The sequence below is a fragment of the Corallococcus sp. M7 genome, assembly GCF_054512695.1.
Window position 1 is genome coordinate 1,416,211 of sequence record NZ_CM137252.1, and the last position, 21,778, is coordinate 1,437,988.

Genomic DNA, 21,778 nt, shown 5'->3' on the forward strand with positions numbered 1-21,778 from the left:
ATGGGACCGGAGGGGGGCGTACACACATGAATGAAACAGAAGACATCCGGAAGCTGGCCTGGCGTGGGATGTGGTTGTTTCTTCGGTGGGTCCTGCCCCCTTCCATCGTCTGTGCCTACCTCATCGCGATGGCGATGGGGTTGTCGAGCCAGGAGGGGCTGCGCGTCACGGCCACGGTGCTGCCATTCATCGTGCTGGTGTTCGGGCTGCTGCATCCCTACGTGACGCTGCGGTGGCTGGCGCGCCAGGCCCTGCGGCACCGCGCCGGGGAGGGCCCGGGGGACCGGCTGCGGCGAGTGCTGGAGCTGCCCTGGCGCTCCATGGTCTTCACCACCTGCGCGGCGTGGACGCTGGGCGGCTTCTTCTTCAGCCTTCCGGTGTGCCTGTGGTTCGGCAAGGACTGGTTCCGCCTGGGGCTGGGCACGCTCATCGCGTTCTGCTTCGGCGTGGTGGTGGCGTTCCCCATCGCGCTGGGGTTGGAGCGGCTGGTGCTGCCGTGGGCGCTGCGCGAGCAGGACGCGCATCCGGAGGTGGCCCCCACGGGCTCGGGCCCTTTCTGGCCGCGGCAGTCGTGGTTCCTGCCGTTCACGTTCCTGTCCACCATCTTCGCCACGGTGGTGCTGAGCGCGTGCGTGGTGGTGGTGAAGCTCCTGAACGTGCGCAACCTGCTGAAGGAGGTCCTGCTGGCGGATGGCGCGACACTGGCCGCGGCCCGGTTGGATGACGTGGGCAGCTCGCTGTTCGCGGACCTGGGCTTCGCGCTGCCGTGGGTGGGCGTGCTGGTGTTCATCCTGCCGGCCTTCACCACGTGGATGCTGGCGAGGCGGCAGGCGACGAGCGCGGGCGCGGTGCATGGCGCCATCTCCGGCCTGGCGTCCGGGCGGATCCGTTCGCCGCGCTGGGTGTCCACGGACGAGATGGGGGACCTGGCGTCGGGGATGAACAGTGCGCTGTTCCGGCTGCGGAGTTTTCCCCGGCTGCTCCAGACCTCCGCGCAGCGGCTGGGCCAGGCCGGCACCGAGCTGCGTGTGTCGAACGAGGATCAGCGGCAGGGGCTCACCCGGCAGGCGGCGGCGCTGCACGAGGCGCAGGTGACGTCGGAAGAGCTGCGGCGGGCATCGCGCATCGCCTCGGACTCCGCGGAGGAGGTCCTGCGCGTGGCCCGGCGCGCGGAGACGCTGGGACAGCAGGGCGAGGCCGCGGTGGTCTCGAGCCTGGAAGGGCTGGCGGTCATCCGGAGCGCGGTGGCTGGCGTCCAGCAGCGGCTGTCCCGCCTGGAGGAGAGCACGGTCCAGATTGGAGAAATCACCGGCGCGGTGAAGGACCTGGCGGACCAGTCCCACCTGCTCGCCGTCAACGCGGCCATCGAGGCGGCGCGCTCGGGCGAGGCGGGGCGGGGCTTCGCGGTGGTGGCGAAGGAGATGCGAGGGCTGGCGGACCAGTCCGTCCAGGCCACCCGGCGAATCCACAAAATCCTGGTGGAGATCAGCCAGGGCATCCGCGACGCGGCCTCCATGAGCGAGCAGGGCGGCCGCCAGGTGGCCGCCGGATTGGACCAGATGCGCGCCTCCGGCGAGTCCCTGCGCGCGCTGTCACACAGCTCGCAGGAGAGCTCCGAGGCGGCGCGGAAGATCGCCAACGCGGTGACGCGGCAGAACGCCGCCTTCGCGCAGATCGCCACCGCCATCGCGGACCTGTCGCAGTTGATGGACGGCACCCTGCACCGGCTGTCCTCCACGCAGGAGGCCACGCGGACGCTACAGGTCGTCTCCGGAGAGGTGGGGCAGATGGCGCTGCAGTTCGATGTCCAGGAAGCGGAGTCCGTCAGCGTGCCGGTGCCGCCCCAGCTTCGGGAGCAGGACAGGGCAGCGACAGGGTGAAGACGGTCTCGCCGGGCGTGGAGCGCAGGGAGAGCTCACCGCCGTGGGCCCGGACGATCTTCCGCGCGAGCGGCAGGCCCAGCCCGGTGCCCTGCTCACGGGTGGTGAAGAAGGGCTCGAAGATGCGCTCACGCTCGGCTTCGGGCACGCCCGGCCCGGCGTCCTGGACGTCGATGGCATAGCGCCCGTCGCGCACCTCGCCGCGGATCCGCACATGGCTCCCGGCGGGCGCGGCCTGCACGGCGTTCTTCACCAGGTTCACGAGCGCGGCGGTCAGCAGGCTGCCATCCGCCTCCAGGTGCGCGGGCGAGGCGGCCACGTCCAGGGCCACGCCCTTGTCGTGCGCCTCCGCGGAGAGCAGCTCGCACGCGTTGGAGACCAGGTCGGGCGCCTCCATGGGCGCGCGCGCCAGCGGCTGTTCGCGGGCGAAGGCGAGGAAGTCCTCGACGATGCGCTGGAGGTAGGCGACCTCGCGCTGGATGCGGTCCACGTGGCTGTTCGCGTCCGCGTGGGCGCCCGCGCGCAGGTCCTCCTGTAGAAGGCCGGAGAAGAGCGCGATGCCGCCCAGCGGGTTGCGCACCTCATGGGCCACGCCCGCGAGCATGAGCTTGAGCTGCCGGTCCCGGCTCTCCAGCGCGCCGCGCATGACCTCCAGCTCGCGCGCGAGCACGCCGATTTCGCGGGTGGGCTCCGGCGGCACGGGCGTGGCCAGGTCCCCCCGGCCGATTCGCAGCGCGGAGTCCATCAGCCGCCGCAGCGGACCGGCCAGTCCCCGGGCGGTGATGACGGCGATGATGGCGAGCACGGCGAGCGCCACGGCGCTGGCCATGACGAAGGTGCGCCACAGCCGCCGCAGCGGTCCGAAGAAGGCCGCGCTGCCCTCCACGCCGATGGCGCCCACCACCTGGCCGTCCTGGACTACGGGGGCGTAGCCCGTCTTGTAGAGCAGCCCGTCGGAGCCGGTGAAGAGCACCTGGCTGGCGGCGCGCTTGCCGGCGAGCACGCGCGTCAATTCCAGCCGGTCGCGCGCGAGGTCCGGCAGCTCGGTGCCCACGGGCAGGTTGCCGCCCGCGTCCGCGCGCACGCGGCCCCGCGCGTCCACGGCGTAGACCCGGCGCACGCCGCTCGCGGTGCGCACGCCGTCCAGCAGCCGCACGAGGGCGCGCCAGGTGCGGGTGCCGGACACATCGTCGCCGGGCTCGATGGTGAGCATGCGCTCGCCGCTGACCTGGCTGGCGGTGGCGGCGGCGAGCGCGGACAGGCTCGCGCCCAGCTCGTCCTCCAGGCTCGCGCGGGCCAGCGCGTACACGGACGCGCCCGCGAGCGACAGGAAGAGCAGGGTGGGCAGGAGGAACGCCAGCAAGAGCCGCGCGGACAGCGAGCCCAGCGCGTCCCGCAGACGGGAGGAATGAGGGCGATGCGTCATCCGGGCGGTGCTCCTCGCACCCCCGCATCAAACGGCATGCCTCCGTCCCTGGCCAGTCCTCGTTCCGCGCGCATGCCATGGAACCGGACGTTGGAACCCGTTGTCCGTGCTCCGTGAGAGGGCGTCCGCGGCCCCATGCGCGTCAGGAAGGGGCTCGCCCGAAACGTCAGACACGACTGATAGATGTGAGTGATTGAGGGGGCGAGTCATGCTGACAGGATGGCTGGGACGATTCAGCGCGGGGCTGGTGCTGGTCCTGTCGCTCACGGCCTGCGGGACGCCGGGCTCCCGGACCCTGCCGGTGGGGATGCACGGCTACGGGCGCTATCGCAGCGCTTCACCGGCGTCGTTCACGCGCGACCCCGCCTGGGGGGGCGCGGGTTCGAACGGCACCGTGGGTGGAGAGGAATTGGGCCGCTACCTCGCGTTCATCCGCGAGAAGCGAGCCGCCTTGAAGCAGCCCGCCGTGATGGAGACGGAGCGTCAGGTGGGCCATGCCGCGCTCAACGACCTGATGCTCTGGGCGTCCGCGCGGACGGAGGAGGAGCTCGCGAAGGACGAGCCGCTGGAGGTGTACCTGCGGCTGAAGGCGAAGCACGCCGAGGCCCTGCTCGAGGACGGCAAGCGGTCCGCGCGGGCGGAGGCGAAGCTGGAGGAGTTCCACCGCTGGGCGGATGCGCGCCGTCAGGTCCTGGCGGACGCGCACTTCCGCCGGCTCGGGAGTGATGGGCTGCTCACCGAGAGCGCGCTCTACGAGGAGACGCAGCTGGCGTTGGTGGATGCGGTGCTGGACTGGGCGTTCACGCACACGCAAGACCCGGACTTCCCGCGCAAGAACCCCAGCGAGGTGGCGCTCTACCTGCTGGCGCGCGACAGCCTCCTGGCCTCCGCGGTGGAGGCGGGCCGCTTCGCGCCTCCGGTCTGGGACGCGGCCCTCGCGCCCCCGGGCATTCCGCCGGAAGAGGTGGTGCTGGAGATTGCCCTGGGCCTGCTGCCCGTCACCGGTGAGGTGGCGGACGTGGGCGGCGTGGTGCTGGGGAAGAGCCTCCTGGGATACCCGCTGACGGACGGCGAGCGGCTGCTGTGCGCGGTGAGCGTGGCGCTGCCGGTGGTGTCGGGGCGCTTGCTGGCGGAAGGCTCGCAGGGGGCGGAGCGTGTCGCGCTGCTCACGGGCCGGAGTCTGCGCGAGGTGCAGGTGTTGCAGCGGGTGGTGCAGCACCTGTCGCCGCAAGAGGCACAGGAGCTTCGCCAGATGCTGCGCGCGGCGGGGCGCGGTGAGTCCGTGTCCGTGGAGGACGTGGAGAAGCTGCGGGCCCTGGCGATGCGGTTGGAAGCGCCGCTCGCGGAGGCGGGGCGTGTGCTGGCGCGGGGCAAGCGCGTGGCGCTGGTGGGTTCACGGGCGACGGCGGAGGGAGCGCGGCTGGTGCCGGGCAGCGCGGAGCACCTGGCGCAGGCGTGGGTGGACTACCAGTTCCGTCACCCGGGCAGGTATCCGCGTTTCAGCTACGCCGTGGATCCGGAGTGGGAGCGGCTCTACCAGACGGTCATCCAGAACAAGGGAGCGGGCACTGCGTTCGAACAGTCCGTGCTCCAGAACCGGAAGCTGGCGAAGAACACGGACCTCCTGTTGCCCCCTCCGGGGAGCAAGGCCCAGGGCTTCGTCCCGGATGCGGTGACGGGACACAAGGGAGACCTGGTCTGGGGGAGCCCCTACGACTTCGTGGAGGTGAAGGGCCGTAAGGAGATGGCGCTCACGGGCAACCTCAAGGCCATGATTGAGTACGTGGAGTCATATGGCGGTTCCATCGAGCTCTGGATCCGCTCCGCCAGGCACTCAGATGGTGCGACGAGGCTCACCGATCCGTTGATGCGGCGGTTGCGGTCGCTGGAACAGGACGGCAAGGCCCGCATCCAGTCTTTCCCGTGAGGACAGGTCATGGCCCGGCGGTCCCTCAACACCGAATTCCACCTGCCCCCGGGTCCTCCCGGGGAGCAAGTCGTTCGCGAACTCTTTCAGCGGATCTTCGGGGAGTACCGCTGGTTCCAGCCGAAGCGGTTCGGGCGTGCCTTGATGAATGAACGGGTCGAGCCTGGACCCGTGGATGTCGAGCCCTTCATCACCTACTACGGGGAGTTCAAGAGCATCACCATCGCAGCGGCAACGGACCGCGACTTCCTCATGCTCTCTCCCAGCAGGGAGACGAAGCATTCCTTCATCGGCAAGCTGAGCTGGACGACTTCCGTCGCGGAAGCCAGGACCGCGCGCTGGCGCGAAGCGCATCTGCGCCAGGTCGTCGAAGTCATGCGCCTGCTGGGCTCGCCGCTCGCCCAGTCCGGACTCGATGTCGACTTCGAGCGGAAGAACTGGCGGTGGGTTCCGAACGAAGACGGCTTCGGCTCCAGGCATGAGTTCAACCTGCGCGACTACAGCGAAGGGCTGGAAGGCCTCTACTGGCGCAACATCTTCGGCGCCCCCTTCGTGGACCTCTTCGGCGCGCGCCTGGACGCCGTCCCCGCGTCCCAGCGCCAGTCACTCGACGGGGGGCTCGTCCTCGTCCAGCCCTATGAGCTCCCCACCCAGGCCATGACCCCGGAGGGTGACGCCACGGAAGGCCAGCTCATCACCACCCTGGGCCGCGACGCCTTCTTCGACCTGGCCACGCTCACGAAGCCCACGCGCGTACCGGACGTGTCCTGGATGCTGCACAAGCACTGACGCACCCGGCGTCAGTCGAACATCGCCGCCAGCGCTTCGCTCAGGGTCTCCACGCCCACCACCTGGAGCTTCGTCTCCTCCACGCGCCGCGCGCTGCCCGCCGGCAGCACCACCCGCTGGAAGCCCATCTTCGCGGCCTCCGCGAGCCTCGGCTCCACCTGGCCCACCGCGCGCACCTCGCCCGCGAGCCCCACTTCTCCCAGCACCAGCGTCTTCGCGTCCAACGGCCGGTTCTGCAGGCTGCTCACCAGCGCCGCGCACACCGCCAGGTCGCACGCCGGTTCGCTCAACTGCATGCCGCCCGCCACGTTGACGAACAGGTCGCAGCCCACCAGCGGAATCTCCTCCTTCTTCTCCAGCACCGCCGCCAGCAGCGCCACGCGGTTGCCGTCCACGCCAATCGCCGTGCGCCTCGCCGTGCCGTAGCCCGTGGGTGCCACCAGCGCCTGCACCTCCACCAGCAGCGGCCTCGTGCCGTTGAGCGTGCTGGTCACCACGCTGCCGGACTTGCCCTGCGGACGCTCGGAGAGGAACAGCGCGGACGGATCCGCCACCTCCACCAGCCCCGCGCCCTTCATCTCGAAGACGCCAATCTCGTTGGTGCTGCCGAAGCGGTTCTTGTGCGCGCGCAACAGCCGGAACGGGTGGCCGCGCTCGCCCTCGAAGTAGAGGACCGTGTCCACCATGTGCTCCAGCACCCGGGGACCCGCGATGGAGCCTTCCTTCGTGACGTGGCCCACCAGGAACGTGGGCACCCCGCTGCGCTTGGCGAACGCCATCAGCCGGCCCGCCACCTCGCGCACCTGGGTGATGCTGCCCGGCGCGTTGCCCAATTCCGGCAGGTACATGGTCTGGATGGAGTCCACCACCAGCGCCTGCGGCTTCAGCGCCTCCGCCGCCTGGAGCACCCGGTCCGCGTCCGTCTCCGCGAACAGGTGGATGGCCTCACTCTCCACCCGCAGGCGCTCCGCGCGCATCTTCGTCTGCCGCAGGCTCTCTTCACCCGACACGTAGAGCACCGGCCCGTGCCGCGACAGCTTGTCCAGCGCCGCCAGCAGCAGCGTGGACTTGCCAATGCCCGGGTCGCCGCCCAGGAGCACCAGCGAGCCGCCCACCACGCCGCCGCCCAGGACGCGGTCGAACTCCGTGATGCCCGTGCGCCGGCGGACCTCCGACTCACCCGTCACGTCCTGCAGCTTCACCGGCCGCGAGGAGCCCCCGGACGCGCCCCACGCCGGGCGCTTGTCGTCCACCTTCGCTTCGGTCTCCTCCAGGAGCGAGCTCCAGGCCCCGCAGTCCGGACACTTCCCGAGCCACTTCGCCGTCTGGTAGCCGCAGGCCTGACAGGTGTAGTGCGTCTTCGCCTTCGCCATGGGTTGGAGTGTCTACCCCAGACCCCTGACGTTTCGTCGCCCCATGCGCATGCGCGCGCCATGCCAGGAGAGCAGGCAAGCATCATGTCGTGGATCAGGTAGCGAGTTGCCCTACAGGGAGGGTGCACCCAGTTTCTGGTCCACGGGCGACGCGAAACAGCGCGCCCCCCACACAGGGAGAGTGCCATGGGGATTATCGCGTTTCTGGTGATTGGTCTGGTCGCGGGTCTGATCGCCCGTGCCATCATGCCGGGCAACCAGTCGATGGGGCTCATCGCCACCACGCTGCTGGGCATCGCCGGTTCGTTCGTGGGCGGCTTCGTCGGTTCTCTGTTCTCCAGTGACGGTCGCGTGTTCGACCTCCATCCCACGGGCCTGCTGTTCTCCGTCCTGGGTGCACTGGTGGTGCTGTTCCTCGTGGGGCTCGCCGGCCGCGGCCGTCGCGTCCACGTCTAGTCAGGCAGGGCTCCTCGACCGATGAGGCGGGAGACAGCCAGGGACGTCCGTGTCACGCACGGACGTCCCTTCTGTTTTGCGGGCTTCCCAGAGGGGAAGGGGGACTCGTCAACCCCCTCTTCCAAGAGCGTTGACAATGGCCTTCGGGCCACGCACCGTCGGCCTCCTGACGCCTCCCCAAGGAGCCCGCATGTCCGACACCGCCGAGTCCTTCCACGGCCACGCCCACCACGCCGCTCCCGCCCCGGAAGGGGTGACGGTGCGGCACGACTGGTCGCTCGCGGAGGTGAAGGCGCTGTACCAGTTGCCGCTGCTGGACCTGGTGCACAAGGCGCAGACGGTGCACCGGCAGGTGTTCGTGGAGAACAAGGTGCAGCTCTGTTCGCTGCTCTCCATCAAGACGGGCGGGTGTCCGGAGGACTGCGCGTACTGCCCGCAGGCGGCGCGCTACAAGACGGGCGTGAAGGCGGAGAAGCTGATGGCGGTGCCGGACGTGCTGGCCGCCGCGTCGCAGGCCCGTCAGGCCGGGGCCACCCGCTTCTGCATGGGCGCCGCGTGGCGCGAGGTGAAGGACGGTCCGCAGTTCGACAGCGTGCTGGAGATGGTGAAGGGCGTGCGGGCCCTGGGCATGGAGGCGTGCGCCACGCTGGGCATGCTCACCGACAGCCAGGCGAAGCGCCTGCGCGAGGCGGGCCTGTCCGCGTACAACCACAACCTGGACACGTCTCCGGAGCACTACGGCGACATCATCTCCACCCGCACCTATGACGACCGGCTGAAGACGCTCAACCGGGTGCGCGACGCGGGCATCTCCGTGTGCTGCGGCGGCATCATCGGCATGGGCGAGTCCGTGGACGACCGCTGCAACCTCTTGCGCACGCTGGCCAACCAGGAGGTGCACCCGGAGTCGGTGCCCATCAACGCGCTCGTGCCCGTGGAGGGCACGCCGCTGGCCGAGCAGCACCGCGTGGAGACGGTGGACATGGTGCGCACCATCGCCACCGCGCGCCTGCTCATGCCCCAGGCCATGGTGCGCCTGTCCGCGGGCCGCATGCAGATGAATGAGGAGGCGCAGCTCCTGTGCATGATGGCGGGCGCCAACTCGCTCTTCTTCGGGGAGAAGCTGCTCACCACCGGCAACCCCGAGTACACCCAGGACATGGCGCTCCTGGAGAAGGCGGGCATCCGCCCCCTGGAGCCCCGGCAGGACCGGTGAGGCCCACGACGCAGTGGGCGCGAGAGGACCTGGAGGCCCTGTCCGCGAAGGGCCTCCGCCGCGCGCTGGAGCCGCTCGACTCTCCCCAGGGCGCGGAGGTGCGCGTGGGGGACGAGCGGCTGGTCAACTTCTCCTCCAATGACTACCTGGGGCTCGCGGCGTCTCCCGCCGTGCGCGCCGCCGCCGCGTCCGCGCTGGAGCGCTACGGCGTGGGCACCGGCGCCAGCCGCCTGGTGGTGGGGGACATGGTGCCGCACCAGCGGCTGGAGGCGCGGCTCGCCCGCTTCGAGCGCGCGGAGGCCGTGCGCCTCTTCAACTCCGGCTACGCGGCCAACACCGGCATCCTGCCCGCGCTGGTGGGCCCCGGCGACGCGGTGTTCTCCGACGCCCTCAACCACGCCTCGCTGGTGGACGGCTGCCGGCTGTCGCGCGCGCGCGTCGTCGTCTATCCGCACTCGGACGTGGCCGCGCTCACCCGTGCGCTCGCGGAGACGCCCGCGCGGCGCAAGCTGGTCGTCACGGACAGCGTGTTCTCCATGGACGGGGACGTGGCCCCGCTGCGCGAGCTGGTGGCCGCGTGCGAGGCCCACGGCGCCGCGCTGATGGTGGACGAGGCGCACGCCACCGGCGTCCTGGGCGCGCGCGGCGCGGGCCTGTGCGAGGCGCTGGGCGTGGAGGACCGCGTGGACCTGCGCATGGGCACGCTGAGCAAGGCGCTGGGCGGGCTGGGCGCGTACGTGGCCACGTCGCGCGCGGTGGCGGACCTGCTGGTCAGCCGCGCCCGGCCCTTCGTCTACTCCACCGCGCTGCCCGCCGCGCTCTGCGCCGCGGCGGAGTGCGCGGTGGACCTGGTGGAGCACGACCCCGCTCCGCGCGAGCGGCTGTGGGGGCACATCCACCGTTTCACCGAGGGTCTGCGCGCGCTGGGACTGCCCGCCGAACCCCGGAGCGCCATCTTCCCGGTCATCCTGGGCGAGCCCGCGCGCGCGTTGGACGCGGCGAAGCGCCTTCGCGAGGCGGGCCTCCTGGTGAAGGCCATCCGCCCGCCCACCGTGCCAGAGGGCACGAGCCGGCTTCGCTTCTGTCTCTCCGCGGCCCATACGACGGGCCACATCGACCTGGCGCTGGAGGCCCTGCGCCGGGTGGGAGTCTCCCGTGGCACTTGAGGCACTCCAGTTCTTCGTCACCGGCACGGACACCGGCGTGGGCAAGACGCAGGTGTCGTGCGCATTGCTGTCGCTCCTGAAGGACGCGGGCCACGCGCCCCAGGGCTTCAAGCCCTACGAGAGCGGCTGCGCGTCCCTCAAGGCCCCGTCGGACGCGCTGGCCATGCGCGAGGCCGCGGGCAGCACGCTGCCGGTGGACGCCCTCTGCCCGCACCGCTTCAAGGCGCCGCTGGCCCCGGGCATCGCGGCGTCGCGGCTGGGCACGGAGCCGGACTTCCGCGTGACGCTCGCGGCGTGGAAGCAACTGAAGGGCGGCTCCGTGGTGGTGGAGGGGGCAGGGGGGCTGTTCGTCCCGGTGGATTCGAAGCGCGACGTGGTGGACCTCATCCAGGCCTTCCGCCTGCCCGTGGTGCTGGTGGCGCGCGCGGGGCTGGGCACGCTCAACCACGTGGCGCTGTCGCTGGAGGCGCTGGCCGCGCGCAAGGTGTCCGTGCGGGCAGTGGTGCTGTCGCGCGGGGTGCCCGGACGTGACCTGGCGGAGCGGGACAACCGGCGCTACCTGGAGGCCCGCCACGGTGTGGAGGTGCTGGGCCCCGTGCCGTATGTGGAGGACGCAAGAAAGCGCCGGATGGCGTTCCGGCGAGCGCTGGCGCCGCTGGTGCCCGAACGCGCGCGGGCCCGATAAATCGGCCTCCGCCGCGTTCGGCGGAAAGGCGCGTGCTACAGGTCGCGCAAGTTTTCGCGTGGTGGTGGCCGTGATCTGGACGTGCTGTTTTTTCCGCGCGAGAAAGCCGGCACGAATGGCGGACATCATCGACATCACGCTCCTCGCGGACGTCCGGCGCTTCTTCCAGAAGCTCATCGAACAGCGCGGGCTGTCCTACTTCCTCCAGAAAGACGGTCCGCGGCTCTTCCAGATTGAGCCGACGAAGGTCGAGCTGGTTCTTCGCACCGCGATCCGCACCCGGAACCCGGAACTGCCCGCGCCTCATGAGAAGGCCGTCGAGCACTGCCGCCTGGAGCTGCGCCGCGAGCTGATCCGCCGCGTGGCCAGCGCCATGCTCCAGACGGGGCTGTGAGCCGCTTCTCGCTCCGCACCGCCTTCCCGCGCACGCCCAACCCGCTGTCCCAGGCTCTCGCCATGCGCCACGCATGCGGGCTGCCCGTGCTGGACCTGGCGGAGACCAACCCCACCCGCGTGGGCCTGCCGCCCCCGAGCGTGAAGCTCGGGGCCCACCGCGGGACCTTCGACTACGCCCCGGAGCCCTTCGGCCTGCCGTCCGCGCGCGAGGCCGTGGCCGCGCACCTGTCCCAACGGGGCGCGCCCGTGGACGCCACGCACGTCGTGCTCAGCGCCAGCACCAGCGAGGCCTATGGCTGGCTCCTGAAGCTGCTGTGCGACCCGGGGGACAACGTCCTCGTCCCCGCGCCCGGCTACCCGCTGGTGGAGGTCCTGGCGCGTCTGGAGGGCGTGCACGCGCGCCCCTATCGCCTGCCCGCCGTGCACGGCTTCGGACTGGACGCGGCCCGGGTGGAGGCCGCCATCGACGCGCGCACCCGCGCGGTGGTGGTGGTGAACCCCGGCAACCCCACCGGCCACTTCCTCCATGAAGGGGAGCTGCACGCGCTCGCGGACGTGTGCGCGCGCCACGGTCTGGCGTTGATCAGCGACGAGGTGTTCTCCGACTTCGCGTGGGATGAGGAAGCGGGACGCGTGACGTCCGTGGCGGGGCGTCCGCTGCCGTGCCTGACGTTCTCGCTCTCCGGCCTGTCCAAGGTGGCGGGCCTGCCCGGCCTCAAGCTGGCGTGGCTGCACGTGGGCGGCCCCGCGCACGCGCGCGACGAGGCCCTGGCCCGGCTGGAGGACGTGGCGGACGCGGTGCTGTCGGTAGCCACGCCCGTGCAGCTCGCGCTGCCGGCGCTCCTCGCGCACGCGCCGCGCTTCCAGAAGGCGCTGCTGGAGCGGGTGGGGCACAACCGGGAGCGGTTGCTTCGAGCGCGTCCGGCGGACGCCGCGTGGGACGTGGTGCCCTCGCACGGCGGCTGGAGCGCGGTGCTGCGCATCCCCCATCACCCCGGCGAGGAGGCCACCTGCCTGCGGCTCCTGGAGGAGGGGGTGCGCGTGCAGCCGGGCTACTTCTACGACTTCGGCGGCGGTGCGTACCTCGTGCTGTCGCTGCTGCCGAAGCCCGAGGTCTTCACCGCCGCCCTGGAGGTGCTGGTGCGCGTGCTCAGTCCGTCGGCGGATCGATGAGCTGCACGGTCTTGAAGGTGGTGCCCGTCACCTTGAACAGCTCGTAGGGGGAGGGTGCCTCGCCCGTCTCGTTGTTGAAGTTCAGCTCGCCGCTGGCGCCCCGGACGTCGATGACGGTGCCCGCGCGCAGCGCCTCGCGCGCCGCGGTGAACTGCGTGGAGCCCAGGGGGTAGCTGGTCGCCGTCTGGCCGGAAGCGGGCGTCAGCTTCGTGAGCCCCTCCGCGATGCGCGGGCCGGTCACCGGCTGCGGGTTGTTGGAGTCATTGCCCACCGCGTACGCCGAGCCCAGCGCCACCAGGTACATGGCGTCGTACGCGTGCGCGGTGAAGGAGTACTGCCCGGGGTCCGTGCTGTAGGCCGTGATGAAGCGGTCCGCGAAGAGCTTGTACGTGGCGTCGTTGGGACGCGCGGACGCGGGGGCCGTGCCGTACGTGCCCGACAGCTCCGTCTCGACCTCCTTGCGGGACGTCAGCAGCGTGCGGTCCTTGCTGGCGTCGGTGAGGAACCAGCGGTTGCCGTGGGCCGTGCCCACGCTCTTCTCCATGGCCTCCAGCAGCAGGCGCGAGTTGTCCTCGGGGAAGCCCGCCAGCACCGTCATGTCCGGGTCGAAGGACACCAGCCGGGTCACCGCGCCGCTCACGGCCTCGTTGCGGTTGTACTGCGCGCCCGCGACGTTGTCCTTGTTGGGGATGCGGTTCTGGATGGCGTCGAAGAGGCCGGTTCCGTACGAGTCACTGACGTACGCCACGCCCACCTTGGTCGGAGGGGTGAACGTCACGCCCGGGTCGTTGATGGGCGTGACGCCCTGGAGCACGTTCGCGATGACGCGGCCCTGGAGCACGTCCGAGGGCGTGGTACGCCACACCAGGCCCACGCTGCCGCCGTTCTTGTCCGACAGCGTGGTGAACGCGGAGCTCGTGGCCGTGTGGCTCATCAAGAGCACGTTCTTGGGCGTGGTGACCTCATGGATGGCGAGCGTCTGCGCGCTGCCGGCGCTGAAGAGCGCCACCGCGCCCTTGTCGTTCACCATCCAGCTGGCCTGCGTCACCGCCCGGTTGCTGTCCGCGCCGGTGTCGCAGACGTACATGACGAACTGACGGCCACCCACGCCCTGCGCCTGGTTCACTTCATCCAGCGCCAGCTTCAGGCCGTTGAAGCGCTGCTGCTCAATCTCCGCGTTGCCGCTCGCGTTGGTGAGCGGCAGCGCCGCGCCCAGCACGATGGGGTTCGCCGCGGACGTGGCGCCCACCACCTGGTTGCACCCGGCGGGCTGCGGCAGGCAGAAGCCGGAGGTGCAGACGCTGTTGCTGCCGCAGTCACTGCTCGTCGTGCATTCGGACAGGCCGCCCGCCGTGGTGAAGCTGCACCCGGACGACAGCATCGCCATGCCCAACGTCATCATTCCCAGCGCGCGCATCAGAAACGACCCTCCATGCCGACCCCGGCGCCGCGCGGCGCGAGCGTCACGCGGACCTCGCCCTGCGCGGGAGGGCCCTCTTTGGGATACAGGATGATGGCGGTGATGGCTCCCGCGAGCCCCACGCCGAAACCGATGTCCGCGAGCAGCGCCTTGCTCTTGGTGCTGTCCGACAGCCGCTGCTTGTCCGCGAGCGTGCTGGCGCTGTCGAACTGGTCGCGCTGGTCGCGCGCCTGCAATCCGAAGAGCACGCCCGCGCCCACGCCCAGCACCGCCACGCCGCCCGTGGCGAACGCCGCGATGCGCTGGTTGCGGTAGGACTTGATGGCGCGGTTCAGCTCCGCCTGCCGCTGGCGCTCGCTCTCCTCCTCCGCGCGCCGGGCCGCGGCCTGCTCGGCCTCCGCCTGCTGCCGCGCGGCGTCCGCCTCCGCCTCCAGGCGCTTCCTGTCCGCGTCCGCCGCCGCCTGCGCCTGGTCCTCGCGGTCCAGTTGCACGCGAAGCCGGTCGATGGCGCGGTTGCTGTTCTTCAGCAGGGCGGGGTCGGTGTCCTCGCTGGAGGACGTGACGTACTGCCGGTAGAAGCTCATCGCCTCGCGGGGCTCGCCCGCGTACTCCAGCGCCACGGCGATGTTGTAGACGAGCCGCGGGTGCGGCTGCGCCTCGTTGGCCTGCTTCAGCGCCTCCGCCGCCTCGCGGTACTTGCCGGCGTCGTAGAGGCGTTTGCCCTCCTTCAACAGCGCCTGCACGTTGACCTTGGAGCCACCCCGCTGCGCCAGGGCGGACCCCGGAGCCAGCGCCAGCGCCAGCGACAACACGAAAACCAGTCTCATGGGGCGGGGAGCCTAGCGCCGAACATTCCGGCCGTCGAAGCACTGACCCCCTGAAAAACGCCGGGGCCACCCCCGCCCCTGTCGAGACAGGGGAGGAAGCGGCCCCGGATGGGCCTTCAGCGGGCGTCAGACGGCGATCAGCCGTCCAGGCGCGCGATGAGCAGCTTGCGCTGGAGCATCAGGGCCTCGGGGGCCTTGGTGCCCAGCTGCTCGAAGAAGACCTCCTGGCTCTTGAGCTCGGACTTCCACTCGTCCTCCTTGATGGAGGTGGCCTCCTGGATGGCCTCCTCGGGCAGGTCCAGGCCCTTCAGGTTGAGGCCCTGGTCCTGGCGCGGCACCCAGCCCAGCAGCGTCTCCTGCGTGGGGACGCGGCCCTGCACGCGGTTCACGATCCACTCGAGGACGCGCATGTTCTCGCCGAAGCCCGGCCAGATGAACTTGCCGTTCTTGTCCTGGCGGAACCAGTTGACCTGGAAGATCTTCGGCAGCTGCGGGATGGACTTCTGCATGTCCAGCCAGTGCTGGAGGTAGTCACCCATGTGGTAGCCGCAGAAGGGCAGCATGGCCATGGGGTCGCGGCGCACGACGCCCACCTTGCCGGTGGCCGCCGCCGTCGTCTCGGAGCCCATGGTGGCGCCCAGGAACACGCCGTGGGTCCAGTTGAAGGCCTGGAGCACCAGCGGGACCGTGTTGGAGCGGCGGCCGCCGAAGATGATGGCGCTGATGGGAACGCCCTGGGGGTCGTTCGCCTTGCCGGACAGCACCGGGTTGTTGCTCATGGGCGCGGTGAAGCGGCTGTTCGGGTGCGCCGCCTTCTCCGTGCTGCCCTTCTTCCAGGGCTTGCCCTGCCAGTCGATGAGCTCCTCGGGGACCTCGCCGTCCTTGCCCTCCCACCAGACGTCGCCGTCGGGCGTGAGCGCCACGTTCGTGAAGAGCGTGTCCTTGGAGATGGTCTCCATGGCGTTGGGGTTGGTCTTGTAGTTGGTGCCCGGCACCACGCCGAAGTAGCCGGCCTCCGGGTTGATGGCGTACAGGCGGCCATCCGGACCCGGGCGCATCCATGCGATGTCGTCGCCCACGGTCTCGATCTTCCAGCCCGCGTACTCCTTGGGCGGAATCATCATGGCGAAGTTCGTCTTGCCGCACGCGGACGGGAAGGCCGCGGCGATGTACGTGGTCTCACCCTTGGGGCTGGTGACGCCCAGGATGAGCATGTGCTCGGCGAGCCAGCCCTCCTCGCGGCCCAGGTAGCTGCCGATGCGCAGCGCGAGGCATTTCTTCCCGAGCAGCACGTTGCCGCCATAGCCGGAGCCGAAGCTCCAGATGGTGTTGTCCTGGGGGAAGTGGCAGATGTAGCGGCGGTCCGGGTTCACGTCACCCGTGGAGTGCAGGCCGCGGTTGAAGTCGTCGCTGTCGCCCAGCATGTCCAGCGCGGCCTTCCCCATGCGGGTCATGATCCGCATGTTGAGGACCACGTAGTCGCTGTCCGTCAGCTCCACGCCAATCTTCGTGGAGGCGCCGCCCAGCGGGCCCATGGCGTAGGGCACCACGTACATGGTGCGGCCCTTCATGCAGCCTTCGAACAACTGGGAAAGCTTCGTGTACGCGGCCTCCGGCTCCATCCAGTTGTTGGTGGGGCCCGCGTCCGTCTTGTTGGGCGTGCAGATGAACGTGAGGTGCTCGACGCGCGCCACGTCGTTGGGGTTGGAGCGGTGCAGGTAGCAGCCCGGGCGCTTCTGGGGGTTCAGCGGGATGAGCGTCCCGTCCTTGACCGCCTGCTCGGTGAGGCGCTGCTTCTCCGCCTCGGAGCCGTCGCACCAGACGATGCGGTCCGGCTGGGTCATCGCGGCCATCTTGGCCACCCACGCCAGCAGCGTGGGGTTCTTCGTGGGCGCCTGCTCGGTGGCGGCGGCCGCTTGCGTCGAAGCCATGGAGGTCTCCTCGGGGTGTTTCATTGCGTGGGGTCTTCCCGCGTGCCCGCTTCGTGCGAGGGGGCGAAACCCTACAGCGGAAGGAACACCAAACCTTCTGGACCGGGGGCCCAAAATCAACTGACGTCCGGCAGTCAACCGGACTTTCGACCGCTTTGGCCTAATTCCACTTATCAGCGCCCGGTCGCCCATCAGAAAACGGCGCGGTGCGGCACACGCTGGCAGCGCAGCGCGCCGTGCTCAGGTTGAGGGTGCGAACGCCCTCCATGTCCATCGCCCTCGTCCTGGCCGTCATTGTCGTCGCGTTGGTCCTGTTTTCCGTGGATTCGATCCCCATCGAGTTCACCTCGCTGGTGGTGGTGTGCCTGCTGGCGCTCACCGGGGTGCTGACGCCGGCGCAGGCGTTCGAGGGTTTCAGCAACGACACGGTCATCTTCATCTTCACGCTGCTTGCCATGACGCAAGGGCTGGCCGCCACGGGCGTGGTGCAGATGGTGGGGCAGCGGATGGCGTTCTTCGCCCGCTTCGGCCACCAGGCGTTCGTGCTGGCGATGATGGGCGTGGTGGCGGTGTTCTCCTCGTTCATCTCCAACACGGTGACGACGGCGGCCTTCCTGCCGGTGGCCATTGGCGCGGCGGCGCGGGCGAAGGTGCCGCGCAGCAAGGTGCTGCTGCCGCTGGCGTACGCGTCCATGCTGGGCGGCACGGTGCTGCTCTTCGGCACGTCCACGAACCTGGTGGTGTCCGCGGCGCTGAAGCGGCAGGGGATGGCGCCCATAGGCGTGACGGAGCTGGCGCCGGTGGGGCTGCCGGTGGTGCTGATTGGCATCGCGGTGGTGGTGCTGCTGGGGCGGTGGCTGTTGCCCTCGCGCGAGGGCAAGCCGGGCACGGAGGGCTTCGCGCTGCGCGACTACCTCACGGAGGCGGTGGTGCCCGGGGACTCGCGCTACGTGGGCAAGCCCCTGGCGGAGCTCACGGAAGGGTTGGGCCTGCGCGTGATTGGCGTGGTGCGTGACGGCGAGACGCTCAACGCGAAGCCGTCCTACGTGCTGACGGGCCAGGAGCGGCTGCTGGTGGAGGGCCGGCGCGAGGACATCCTGCGCGTGAAGGACCTGCAGGGGCTCGCGCTGCGGCCGGACGTGCGGCTGTCGGACGCGGAGCTGGAGGGGCCGGAGTCGATGCTCGCGGAGGTGGGCGTGCCGCCCGGCAGCACGCTGGTGGGGCGCAGCCTGCGGGAGACGCTGTTCGTGGAGCGCTTCGGGCTGGTGGCGCTGGGGCTGCACCGCCGGCCCGGCATCCAGCGGCTCACGAAGCTGCAGTTGTTGGGGCGCGCCCGGGAGGAGCACTCGCTGTCCACGCTGCCCCTGTCCGTGGGGGACGTGCTGCTCTTGCGCGGCCCGCGTCAGAAGGTGGCGGAGCTGGCCCCGGGCCACACGCTGATGGTGCTGGAGGGCCACGAGTACGAGCCGCCGCGCTACGCGAAGGCGCTGCTCGCGGTGGTCATCTTCCTGGGCTCGCTGGCGGCGGGCTCCCTGGGCTGGGTGCCGCTGTCGCTGGCGGGGCTCACCGGCATGCTGCTGATGATCGCCACCGGCTGCGTGGACGCGCGCACCGCGTTCCGCGTGGACTGGCGGGTGGTGCTGCTCATCGGGGCCATGATGGCGCTGGGGCTGGCCATGGAGGTGAGCGGCGCGGGGAAGTTCATTGGCGACCATGTGGCCCGGCTGGGCGCGTACGGCGGGCCCCGCGCGGTGCTGGCGCTGTTGATGGTGCTGACCATCGTGCTGTCCGCGCCCATGAGCAACCAGGCCGCGGCGCTGGTGGTGCTGCCGGTGGCGCTCAACGCGGCGACGCAGCTGGGCGTGGACGTGCGCCCCTTCGCCATGGGCATCACGCTGGCGGCCAGCTGTTCGTTCATCACGCCGCTGGAGCCCAGTTGCGTGCTCGTCTACGGGCCCGGGCACTACCGCTTCACCGACTTCTTCCGGCTGGGCACGCCGCTGACCGCGGTGCTGGTGGTGTTCCTGGTCTTCGCCGTGCCCGTGGTGTGGCCCTTCCACTGAGGGCGCGTGAGCGACTCTTCAGTGGATGGCGGCGCGCAGCCCCACGTCCGCGAGCACCCGCGACTCCTGCGCGAGCAGGTACTGAAGGCGCGCGTCCACGGCGGCCTCGTCCCCGTTGGACGCGGTGACGGCCAGGCGGTGGAAGAGGGACTGGTGGCCATCTTCCGACTGGGCCAGCTCGCCGTAGAAGCGGGCGAGCGCCGGGTCGGTGAGCCCCTCCGCGAGCAGGGACAGCCGCTCGCACGAGCGCGCTTCGATGATGGCGGCGACGAGCAGGCGGTCCACGCGCCGCTCCGGGGCGGGCGTGCGCACGTGCTTCTGCAGCCCTTGCGCGTACGGGTCCCCGGCGTCCTTGGTGAGCGTGAGGCCGCGCGCGGCCATCAGGTCCAGCACGCGCGCCAGGTGGGCGCTCTCCTCGCGGGCCAGGCGCGCCATCTGCGAGGGCAGGCCCGGCAGGTCCGGGTAGGCCTGGAGCATGGACAGCGCGTTGGCGGCGGCCTTCTTCTCGCAGTGGGCGTGGTCCACCAGCACGGCGTCGAAGTTCGCGAGCGCCAGCGGCAGCCAGCCGGGGTCGGTGGGCGCGTGGAGGATGACGGGGCCCGCTCCGGAGAGGGGACGGCGGGAGGGCGTGGGGCGGCTGCTCATTTCGGCGCGGACTGTAGGGCATCCGCCGGGCGACATGCGCGGATGTCGTGAGGTGCTCGCGAGCCCGCTTCCTCCCGGGACATGCCGGCCGCCCGTCGCGGTGAGGGGCCGCTCACCGCGACGGGGGCCGGTGTCCACTGCTACAGCGGCGGGTTCGTGCCTTCCTTCGCTGCGATGAGCGTGACGACGTAGTCGGGGCCCTGCTGGACCTCGCTCGCGACGAAGGTGGAGCCCGGCCACGTGCGCAGCCCGTTCCTCAGGAAGGTTCCGTGGTCGGCCGCGGCCCGGTGCACCAACTCCACGCGGCAGAGCGTGGCGCGGCACTCCAGCGATTTCACGCGGGAGGTGCCGGGCAGGTGCGCGCGGAACGCGTCATCCAGCGTCTTCGACGCGCCGGCGCTCCAGTCTCCGTCCACCGGCTCCGCGGCAAACGCGTCGAACACGCGGGTGCGCGACTGCTCGAACGAGGCCGGGGGCGGGCGGAGGGGCGGAGGCGGGGGCACGTCGCCACCGGAGTCCTCCGCCGCGGTGGCCTCGCCGGAAGGGGCCGCTTCCGGGGGACCGGGCCGCGCGGAGGGGGCCAGGGGCGCGGCGTTGGCGGCCCACATGCGCATCGCGGTCTCAGCGGCGGCGCGGCGGCCGGCGAGGTTCGCGTCGGCGCTCGCGTGGGCGCGGCGCACCTGGGCCCGCAGTTCCTCCAGCGCTTCGTCGGAGGCGCGCTGGTGGCCGGCGAGCGTGAGCCCCACGCCCGCGATGGCGGCGGTGTTGACGATGGCGAGGACGGTCTGGAGCCTGGAGGTCATCGGGGCGCTCGCGGGGCATTCGGGGTGAGGAAGAAGGACCGCGCGAAGGGGAGGAAGATGAAGCCTTCGCGCGGCCCCGTGCTTCATCAGTCGATGGTGAAGCCGCCGAGGGCACCGCCCGACTGCACGCCGCAGCGGATGACGATGGCGTAGTCCTCCCAGACGTAGCGGTCACCCGTGTTGATGGTCTGCCACTGCATGGGGCCGGCCAGCGTGTACGTGATGGCGCCCAGGTGCGCGCCGTTACCCACGCCGTTGACCGTGGTCGACTCGCACCAGCTGTTGTTGCCGTAGATCTGCACCGTCGTCGGGTGGTAGCCGACCGTCCACATGGGCACCGTGGCGATCGCCTCACGCAGCGTCGAACAGTTGTTGACCAGCGAGGAGTAGCTGCCCACGTTGAAGCACGACACGTCGGACGCATAGGCGGCCTTGAACGCGGCGCCCGGGTGGTACTGCCACGCGGCCGCGGTCCCGGCGCTCAACGCCACCACGCCGAACGCGCACACCTTCGCCAACGTCTGGAAACCCTTCATCGGACTGCTCCCTGGGGATGCGGCGGTGATTGGGGCCGCCGGGCTCGCGAACGCGCGCCACTCCGCCTGGGAGCAAGCGCCATGCCCTCAGCCGGGATGGCGTGCTTTCTGATGCTTACGTGTCTTTATGACAATCCGTGTTGTTCCCGGAGCAACAGGCGGGTGTTGCCTGCGTTGCCCCGGGGACTACTCCACGAGCACGAGTCGCTGGGTGCGGCCGGCGTGGTAGCCCACCTTGCGCGCGATGCGGGCGGTGCTCTCGTCGCGCTCGTCCACGCGCATGGCCAGCCGGGGCAGCGAGGACAACAGGTGCCGGGAAATCTGTCCCAGGCACAGCGTGGCGTGACCCTGGCGACGGCGGGACGGGGGCGTGTACATGCCCTCCAGCTCCGCGCCGAACTGCGAGCGGCAGCCGATGTCCACCTTGAACACGAGCTCGCCGCCCTCCTCCAGCACGTAGGTGCGGCGCTGGCGCACGCGCTGGAGGACACGGGCCTCGTAGTGCGTGGGGTCCTCCGCCAGCGGATCCCGTTCGAGGATCTCTCGCACGTAGCCCTGGGCCAGGGGCAGCAGGCGGGGCACGTCCTCCTCGCGGGCCAGGCGCAGGGTGGGGTTGGTGAAGGGGCCCAGGTCGTCCGCGGAGACGCTGAACAGCTTCTGGGTGCGGGACAGGCGCGGCTTGCCTTCACAGAGGCTGCGCACCAGCGCGTCCACGGAGGCCTTGTCTCCCACGGTGGCGCGCAGCTTGAGGCTGGCGGCGAGCGCGTCCGCGATGACGCCGGTGGCGCTGGCGTCGCTGGCGCTGGGCACCACCAGCCCGCCCTCGCCGCCCACGAAGACGGCCGCGGTGAGGACGCCGCTGTCGAAGCGGCCGTGGAAGGAGAAGGCCGCCTGGCGCTCCGGCGCCGCGATGCCGAACTCCTCCAGCAACCCCAGGAGGTAGAGGTTGTGGACGGGATCCTTCGCCAGGAGCGCGCGCAGGGCGTCCGTGTGGGAAGGCGCGAGCTGTTCGACGGTGACGGGCATGCGCGGGGGACGAAGGGGCCTGAACCTTACGCGCAACCCG

General features: G+C 70.8%; 19 protein-coding genes. 10 read left to right on the top strand and 9 right to left on the bottom strand.

Annotated features, from left to right (window positions below; genetic code table 11):
* Positions 1-26 precede the first annotated feature (26 nt).
* Positions 27-1,880: a methyl-accepting chemotaxis protein gene (locus ACX114_RS05885; protein WP_459295562.1), complete on the top strand. Its 1,854-nt coding sequence runs from the start codon at positions 27-29 to the stop codon at positions 1,878-1,880.
* Here ACX114_RS05885 and ACX114_RS05890 read toward each other — a convergent pair.
* A complete protein-coding gene (locus ACX114_RS05890; protein ID WP_459295564.1) occupies positions 1,825-3,306 on the bottom strand; it encodes a sensor histidine kinase in 1,482 nt (493 codons plus the stop codon). The genes ACX114_RS05885 and ACX114_RS05890 overlap by 56 nt on opposite strands.
* Before the next feature lie 208 nt (positions 3,307-3,514).
* Here ACX114_RS05890 and ACX114_RS05895 point away from each other — a divergent pair, with 208 nt between their 5' ends.
* Together ACX114_RS05895 and ACX114_RS05900 are read left to right on the top strand one after the other, a co-directional pair.
* Complete coding sequence (locus tag ACX114_RS05895) at positions 3,515-5,233, top strand: hypothetical protein (protein WP_459295566.1); 1,719 nt, start codon at positions 3,515-3,517, stop codon at positions 5,231-5,233.
* Between the two features lie 171 nt (positions 5,234-5,404).
* Complete coding sequence (locus ACX114_RS05900; protein ID WP_459295568.1) at positions 5,405-6,022, top strand: hypothetical protein; 618 nt, start codon at positions 5,405-5,407, stop codon at positions 6,020-6,022.
* Positions 6,023-6,033: 11 nt separating this feature from the next.
* Here ACX114_RS05900 and radA read toward each other — a convergent pair whose 3' ends face one another.
* Positions 6,034-7,395, bottom strand: coding sequence for a DNA repair protein RadA (gene radA / locus ACX114_RS05905; RefSeq protein WP_459295570.1), 1,362 nt, complete (start codon positions 7,393-7,395; stop codon positions 6,034-6,036).
* A 186-nt stretch (positions 7,396-7,581) separates the two neighbouring features.
* Here radA and ACX114_RS05910 point away from each other — a divergent pair, with 186 nt between their 5' ends.
* The 6 genes from ACX114_RS05910 (at position 7,582) to ACX114_RS05935 (ending at position 12,487) form a co-directional block, all read left to right on the top strand.
* Positions 7,582-7,851 carry a GlsB/YeaQ/YmgE family stress response membrane protein gene (locus ACX114_RS05910; protein ID WP_120597359.1) on the top strand — a complete coding sequence of 90 codons (270 nt, stop codon included), beginning with the start codon at positions 7,582-7,584 and terminating at the stop codon, positions 7,849-7,851.
* Positions 7,852-8,041: 190 nt separating this feature from the next.
* Positions 8,042-9,067: a biotin synthase BioB gene (gene bioB / locus ACX114_RS05915; protein ID WP_014394016.1), complete on the top strand. Its 1,026-nt coding sequence runs from the start codon at positions 8,042-8,044 to the stop codon at positions 9,065-9,067.
* A complete protein-coding gene (gene bioF / locus ACX114_RS05920) occupies positions 9,064-10,233 on the top strand; it encodes an 8-amino-7-oxononanoate synthase (protein WP_459295573.1) in 1,170 nt (389 codons plus the stop codon). The genes bioB and bioF overlap by 4 nt, the downstream gene beginning before the upstream one ends.
* Positions 10,223-10,918, top strand: coding sequence for a dethiobiotin synthase (gene bioD / locus ACX114_RS05925; RefSeq protein ID WP_459295575.1), 696 nt, complete (start codon positions 10,223-10,225; stop codon positions 10,916-10,918). Before bioF ends, bioD begins: the two co-directional genes overlap by 11 nt.
* A gap of 115 nt (positions 10,919-11,033) precedes the next feature.
* Positions 11,034-11,312 carry a hypothetical protein gene (locus ACX114_RS05930; RefSeq protein WP_459295577.1) on the top strand — a complete coding sequence of 93 codons (279 nt, stop codon included), beginning with the start codon at positions 11,034-11,036 and terminating at the stop codon, positions 11,310-11,312.
* A complete protein-coding gene (locus tag ACX114_RS05935) occupies positions 11,309-12,487 on the top strand; it encodes a pyridoxal phosphate-dependent aminotransferase (RefSeq protein ID WP_459295579.1) in 1,179 nt (392 codons plus the stop codon). The genes ACX114_RS05930 and ACX114_RS05935 overlap by 4 nt, the downstream gene beginning before the upstream one ends.
* Here the strand turns inward: ACX114_RS05935 and ACX114_RS05940 are convergent.
* From ACX114_RS05940 to ACX114_RS05950, 3 genes are all read right to left on the bottom strand, one after another.
* Positions 12,465-13,904, bottom strand: a complete 1,440-nt coding sequence (locus ACX114_RS05940; protein ID WP_459295581.1) for an ABC transporter substrate-binding protein — start codon at positions 13,902-13,904, stop codon at positions 12,465-12,467. The genes ACX114_RS05935 and ACX114_RS05940 overlap by 23 nt on opposite strands.
* The gene (locus ACX114_RS05945; RefSeq protein ID WP_459295583.1) at positions 13,904-14,734 is read right to left on the bottom strand and encodes a tetratricopeptide repeat protein; all 831 of its coding nucleotides are present in this window, start codon (positions 14,732-14,734) and stop codon (positions 13,904-13,906) included. Before ACX114_RS05945 ends, ACX114_RS05940 begins: the two co-directional genes overlap by 1 nt.
* 137 nt (positions 14,735-14,871) lie before the next feature.
* A complete protein-coding gene (locus ACX114_RS05950) occupies positions 14,872-16,665 on the bottom strand; it encodes a phosphoenolpyruvate carboxykinase (GTP) (RefSeq protein WP_459295585.1) in 1,794 nt (597 codons plus the stop codon).
* A gap of 266 nt (positions 16,666-16,931) precedes the next feature.
* On the opposite strand from ACX114_RS05950, the gene ACX114_RS05955 reads away from it, so the two are divergent.
* Positions 16,932-18,728 carry an SLC13 family permease gene (locus ACX114_RS05955; RefSeq protein ID WP_459295587.1) on the top strand — a complete coding sequence of 599 codons (1,797 nt, stop codon included), beginning with the start codon at positions 16,932-16,934 and terminating at the stop codon, positions 18,726-18,728.
* An 18-nt stretch (positions 18,729-18,746) separates the two neighbouring features.
* Here the strand turns inward: ACX114_RS05955 and ACX114_RS05960 are convergent, their stop codons facing one another.
* The 4 genes from ACX114_RS05960 to ACX114_RS05975 form a co-directional block, all read right to left on the bottom strand.
* Positions 18,747-19,373, bottom strand: coding sequence for a MiaE family protein (locus tag ACX114_RS05960; protein ID WP_223740549.1), 627 nt, complete (start codon positions 19,371-19,373; stop codon positions 18,747-18,749).
* A gap of 140 nt (positions 19,374-19,513) precedes the next feature.
* Positions 19,514-20,176 (bottom strand): hypothetical protein, encoded by a 663-nt coding sequence (locus ACX114_RS05965; protein WP_459295590.1) that lies wholly within the window; start codon positions 20,174-20,176, stop codon positions 19,514-19,516.
* Positions 20,177-20,262: 86 nt separating this feature from the next.
* Complete coding sequence (locus ACX114_RS05970; RefSeq protein ID WP_459295592.1) at positions 20,263-20,712, bottom strand: hypothetical protein; 450 nt, start codon at positions 20,710-20,712, stop codon at positions 20,263-20,265.
* 186 nt (positions 20,713-20,898) lie between these two features.
* Positions 20,899-21,738, bottom strand: a complete 840-nt coding sequence (locus ACX114_RS05975; RefSeq protein ID WP_459295594.1) for a DUF4081 domain-containing protein — start codon at positions 21,736-21,738, stop codon at positions 20,899-20,901.
* Positions 21,739-21,778: the final 40 nt, after the last annotated feature.

Bases quoted from the DNA above. Each gene is read 5' to 3' on its own strand.
- ACX114_RS05885 (WP_459295562.1), top strand. From the start codon at position 27: ATGAATGAAACAGAAGACATCCGGAAGCTGGCCTGGCGTGGGATGTGG.
- ACX114_RS05890 (WP_459295564.1), bottom strand. From the start codon at position 3,306: ATGACGCATCGCCCTCATTCCTCCCGTCTGCGGGACGCGCTGGGCTCG.
- ACX114_RS05895 (WP_459295566.1), top strand. From the start codon at position 3,515: ATGCTGACAGGATGGCTGGGACGATTCAGCGCGGGGCTGGTGCTGGTC.
- radA (WP_459295570.1), bottom strand. From the start codon at position 7,395: ATGGCGAAGGCGAAGACGCACTACACCTGTCAGGCCTGCGGCTACCAG.
- ACX114_RS05910 (WP_120597359.1), top strand. From the start codon at position 7,582: ATGGGGATTATCGCGTTTCTGGTGATTGGTCTGGTCGCGGGTCTGATC.
- bioB (WP_014394016.1), top strand. From the start codon at position 8,042: ATGTCCGACACCGCCGAGTCCTTCCACGGCCACGCCCACCACGCCGCT.
- ACX114_RS05930 (WP_459295577.1), top strand. From the start codon at position 11,034: ATGGCGGACATCATCGACATCACGCTCCTCGCGGACGTCCGGCGCTTC.
- ACX114_RS05940 (WP_459295581.1), bottom strand. From the start codon at position 13,904: ATGCGCGCGCTGGGAATGATGACGTTGGGCATGGCGATGCTGTCGTCC.
- ACX114_RS05945 (WP_459295583.1), bottom strand. From the start codon at position 14,734: ATGAGACTGGTTTTCGTGTTGTCGCTGGCGCTGGCGCTGGCTCCGGGG.
- ACX114_RS05950 (WP_459295585.1), bottom strand. From the start codon at position 16,665: ATGGCTTCGACGCAAGCGGCCGCCGCCACCGAGCAGGCGCCCACGAAG.
- ACX114_RS05955 (WP_459295587.1), top strand. From the start codon at position 16,932: ATGTCCATCGCCCTCGTCCTGGCCGTCATTGTCGTCGCGTTGGTCCTG.
- ACX114_RS05960 (WP_223740549.1), bottom strand. From the start codon at position 19,373: ATGAGCAGCCGCCCCACGCCCTCCCGCCGTCCCCTCTCCGGAGCGGGC.
- ACX114_RS05965 (WP_459295590.1), bottom strand. From the start codon at position 20,176: ATGACCTCCAGGCTCCAGACCGTCCTCGCCATCGTCAACACCGCCGCC.
- ACX114_RS05970 (WP_459295592.1), bottom strand. From the start codon at position 20,712: ATGAAGGGTTTCCAGACGTTGGCGAAGGTGTGCGCGTTCGGCGTGGTG.
- ACX114_RS05975 (WP_459295594.1), bottom strand. From the start codon at position 21,738: ATGCCCGTCACCGTCGAACAGCTCGCGCCTTCCCACACGGACGCCCTG.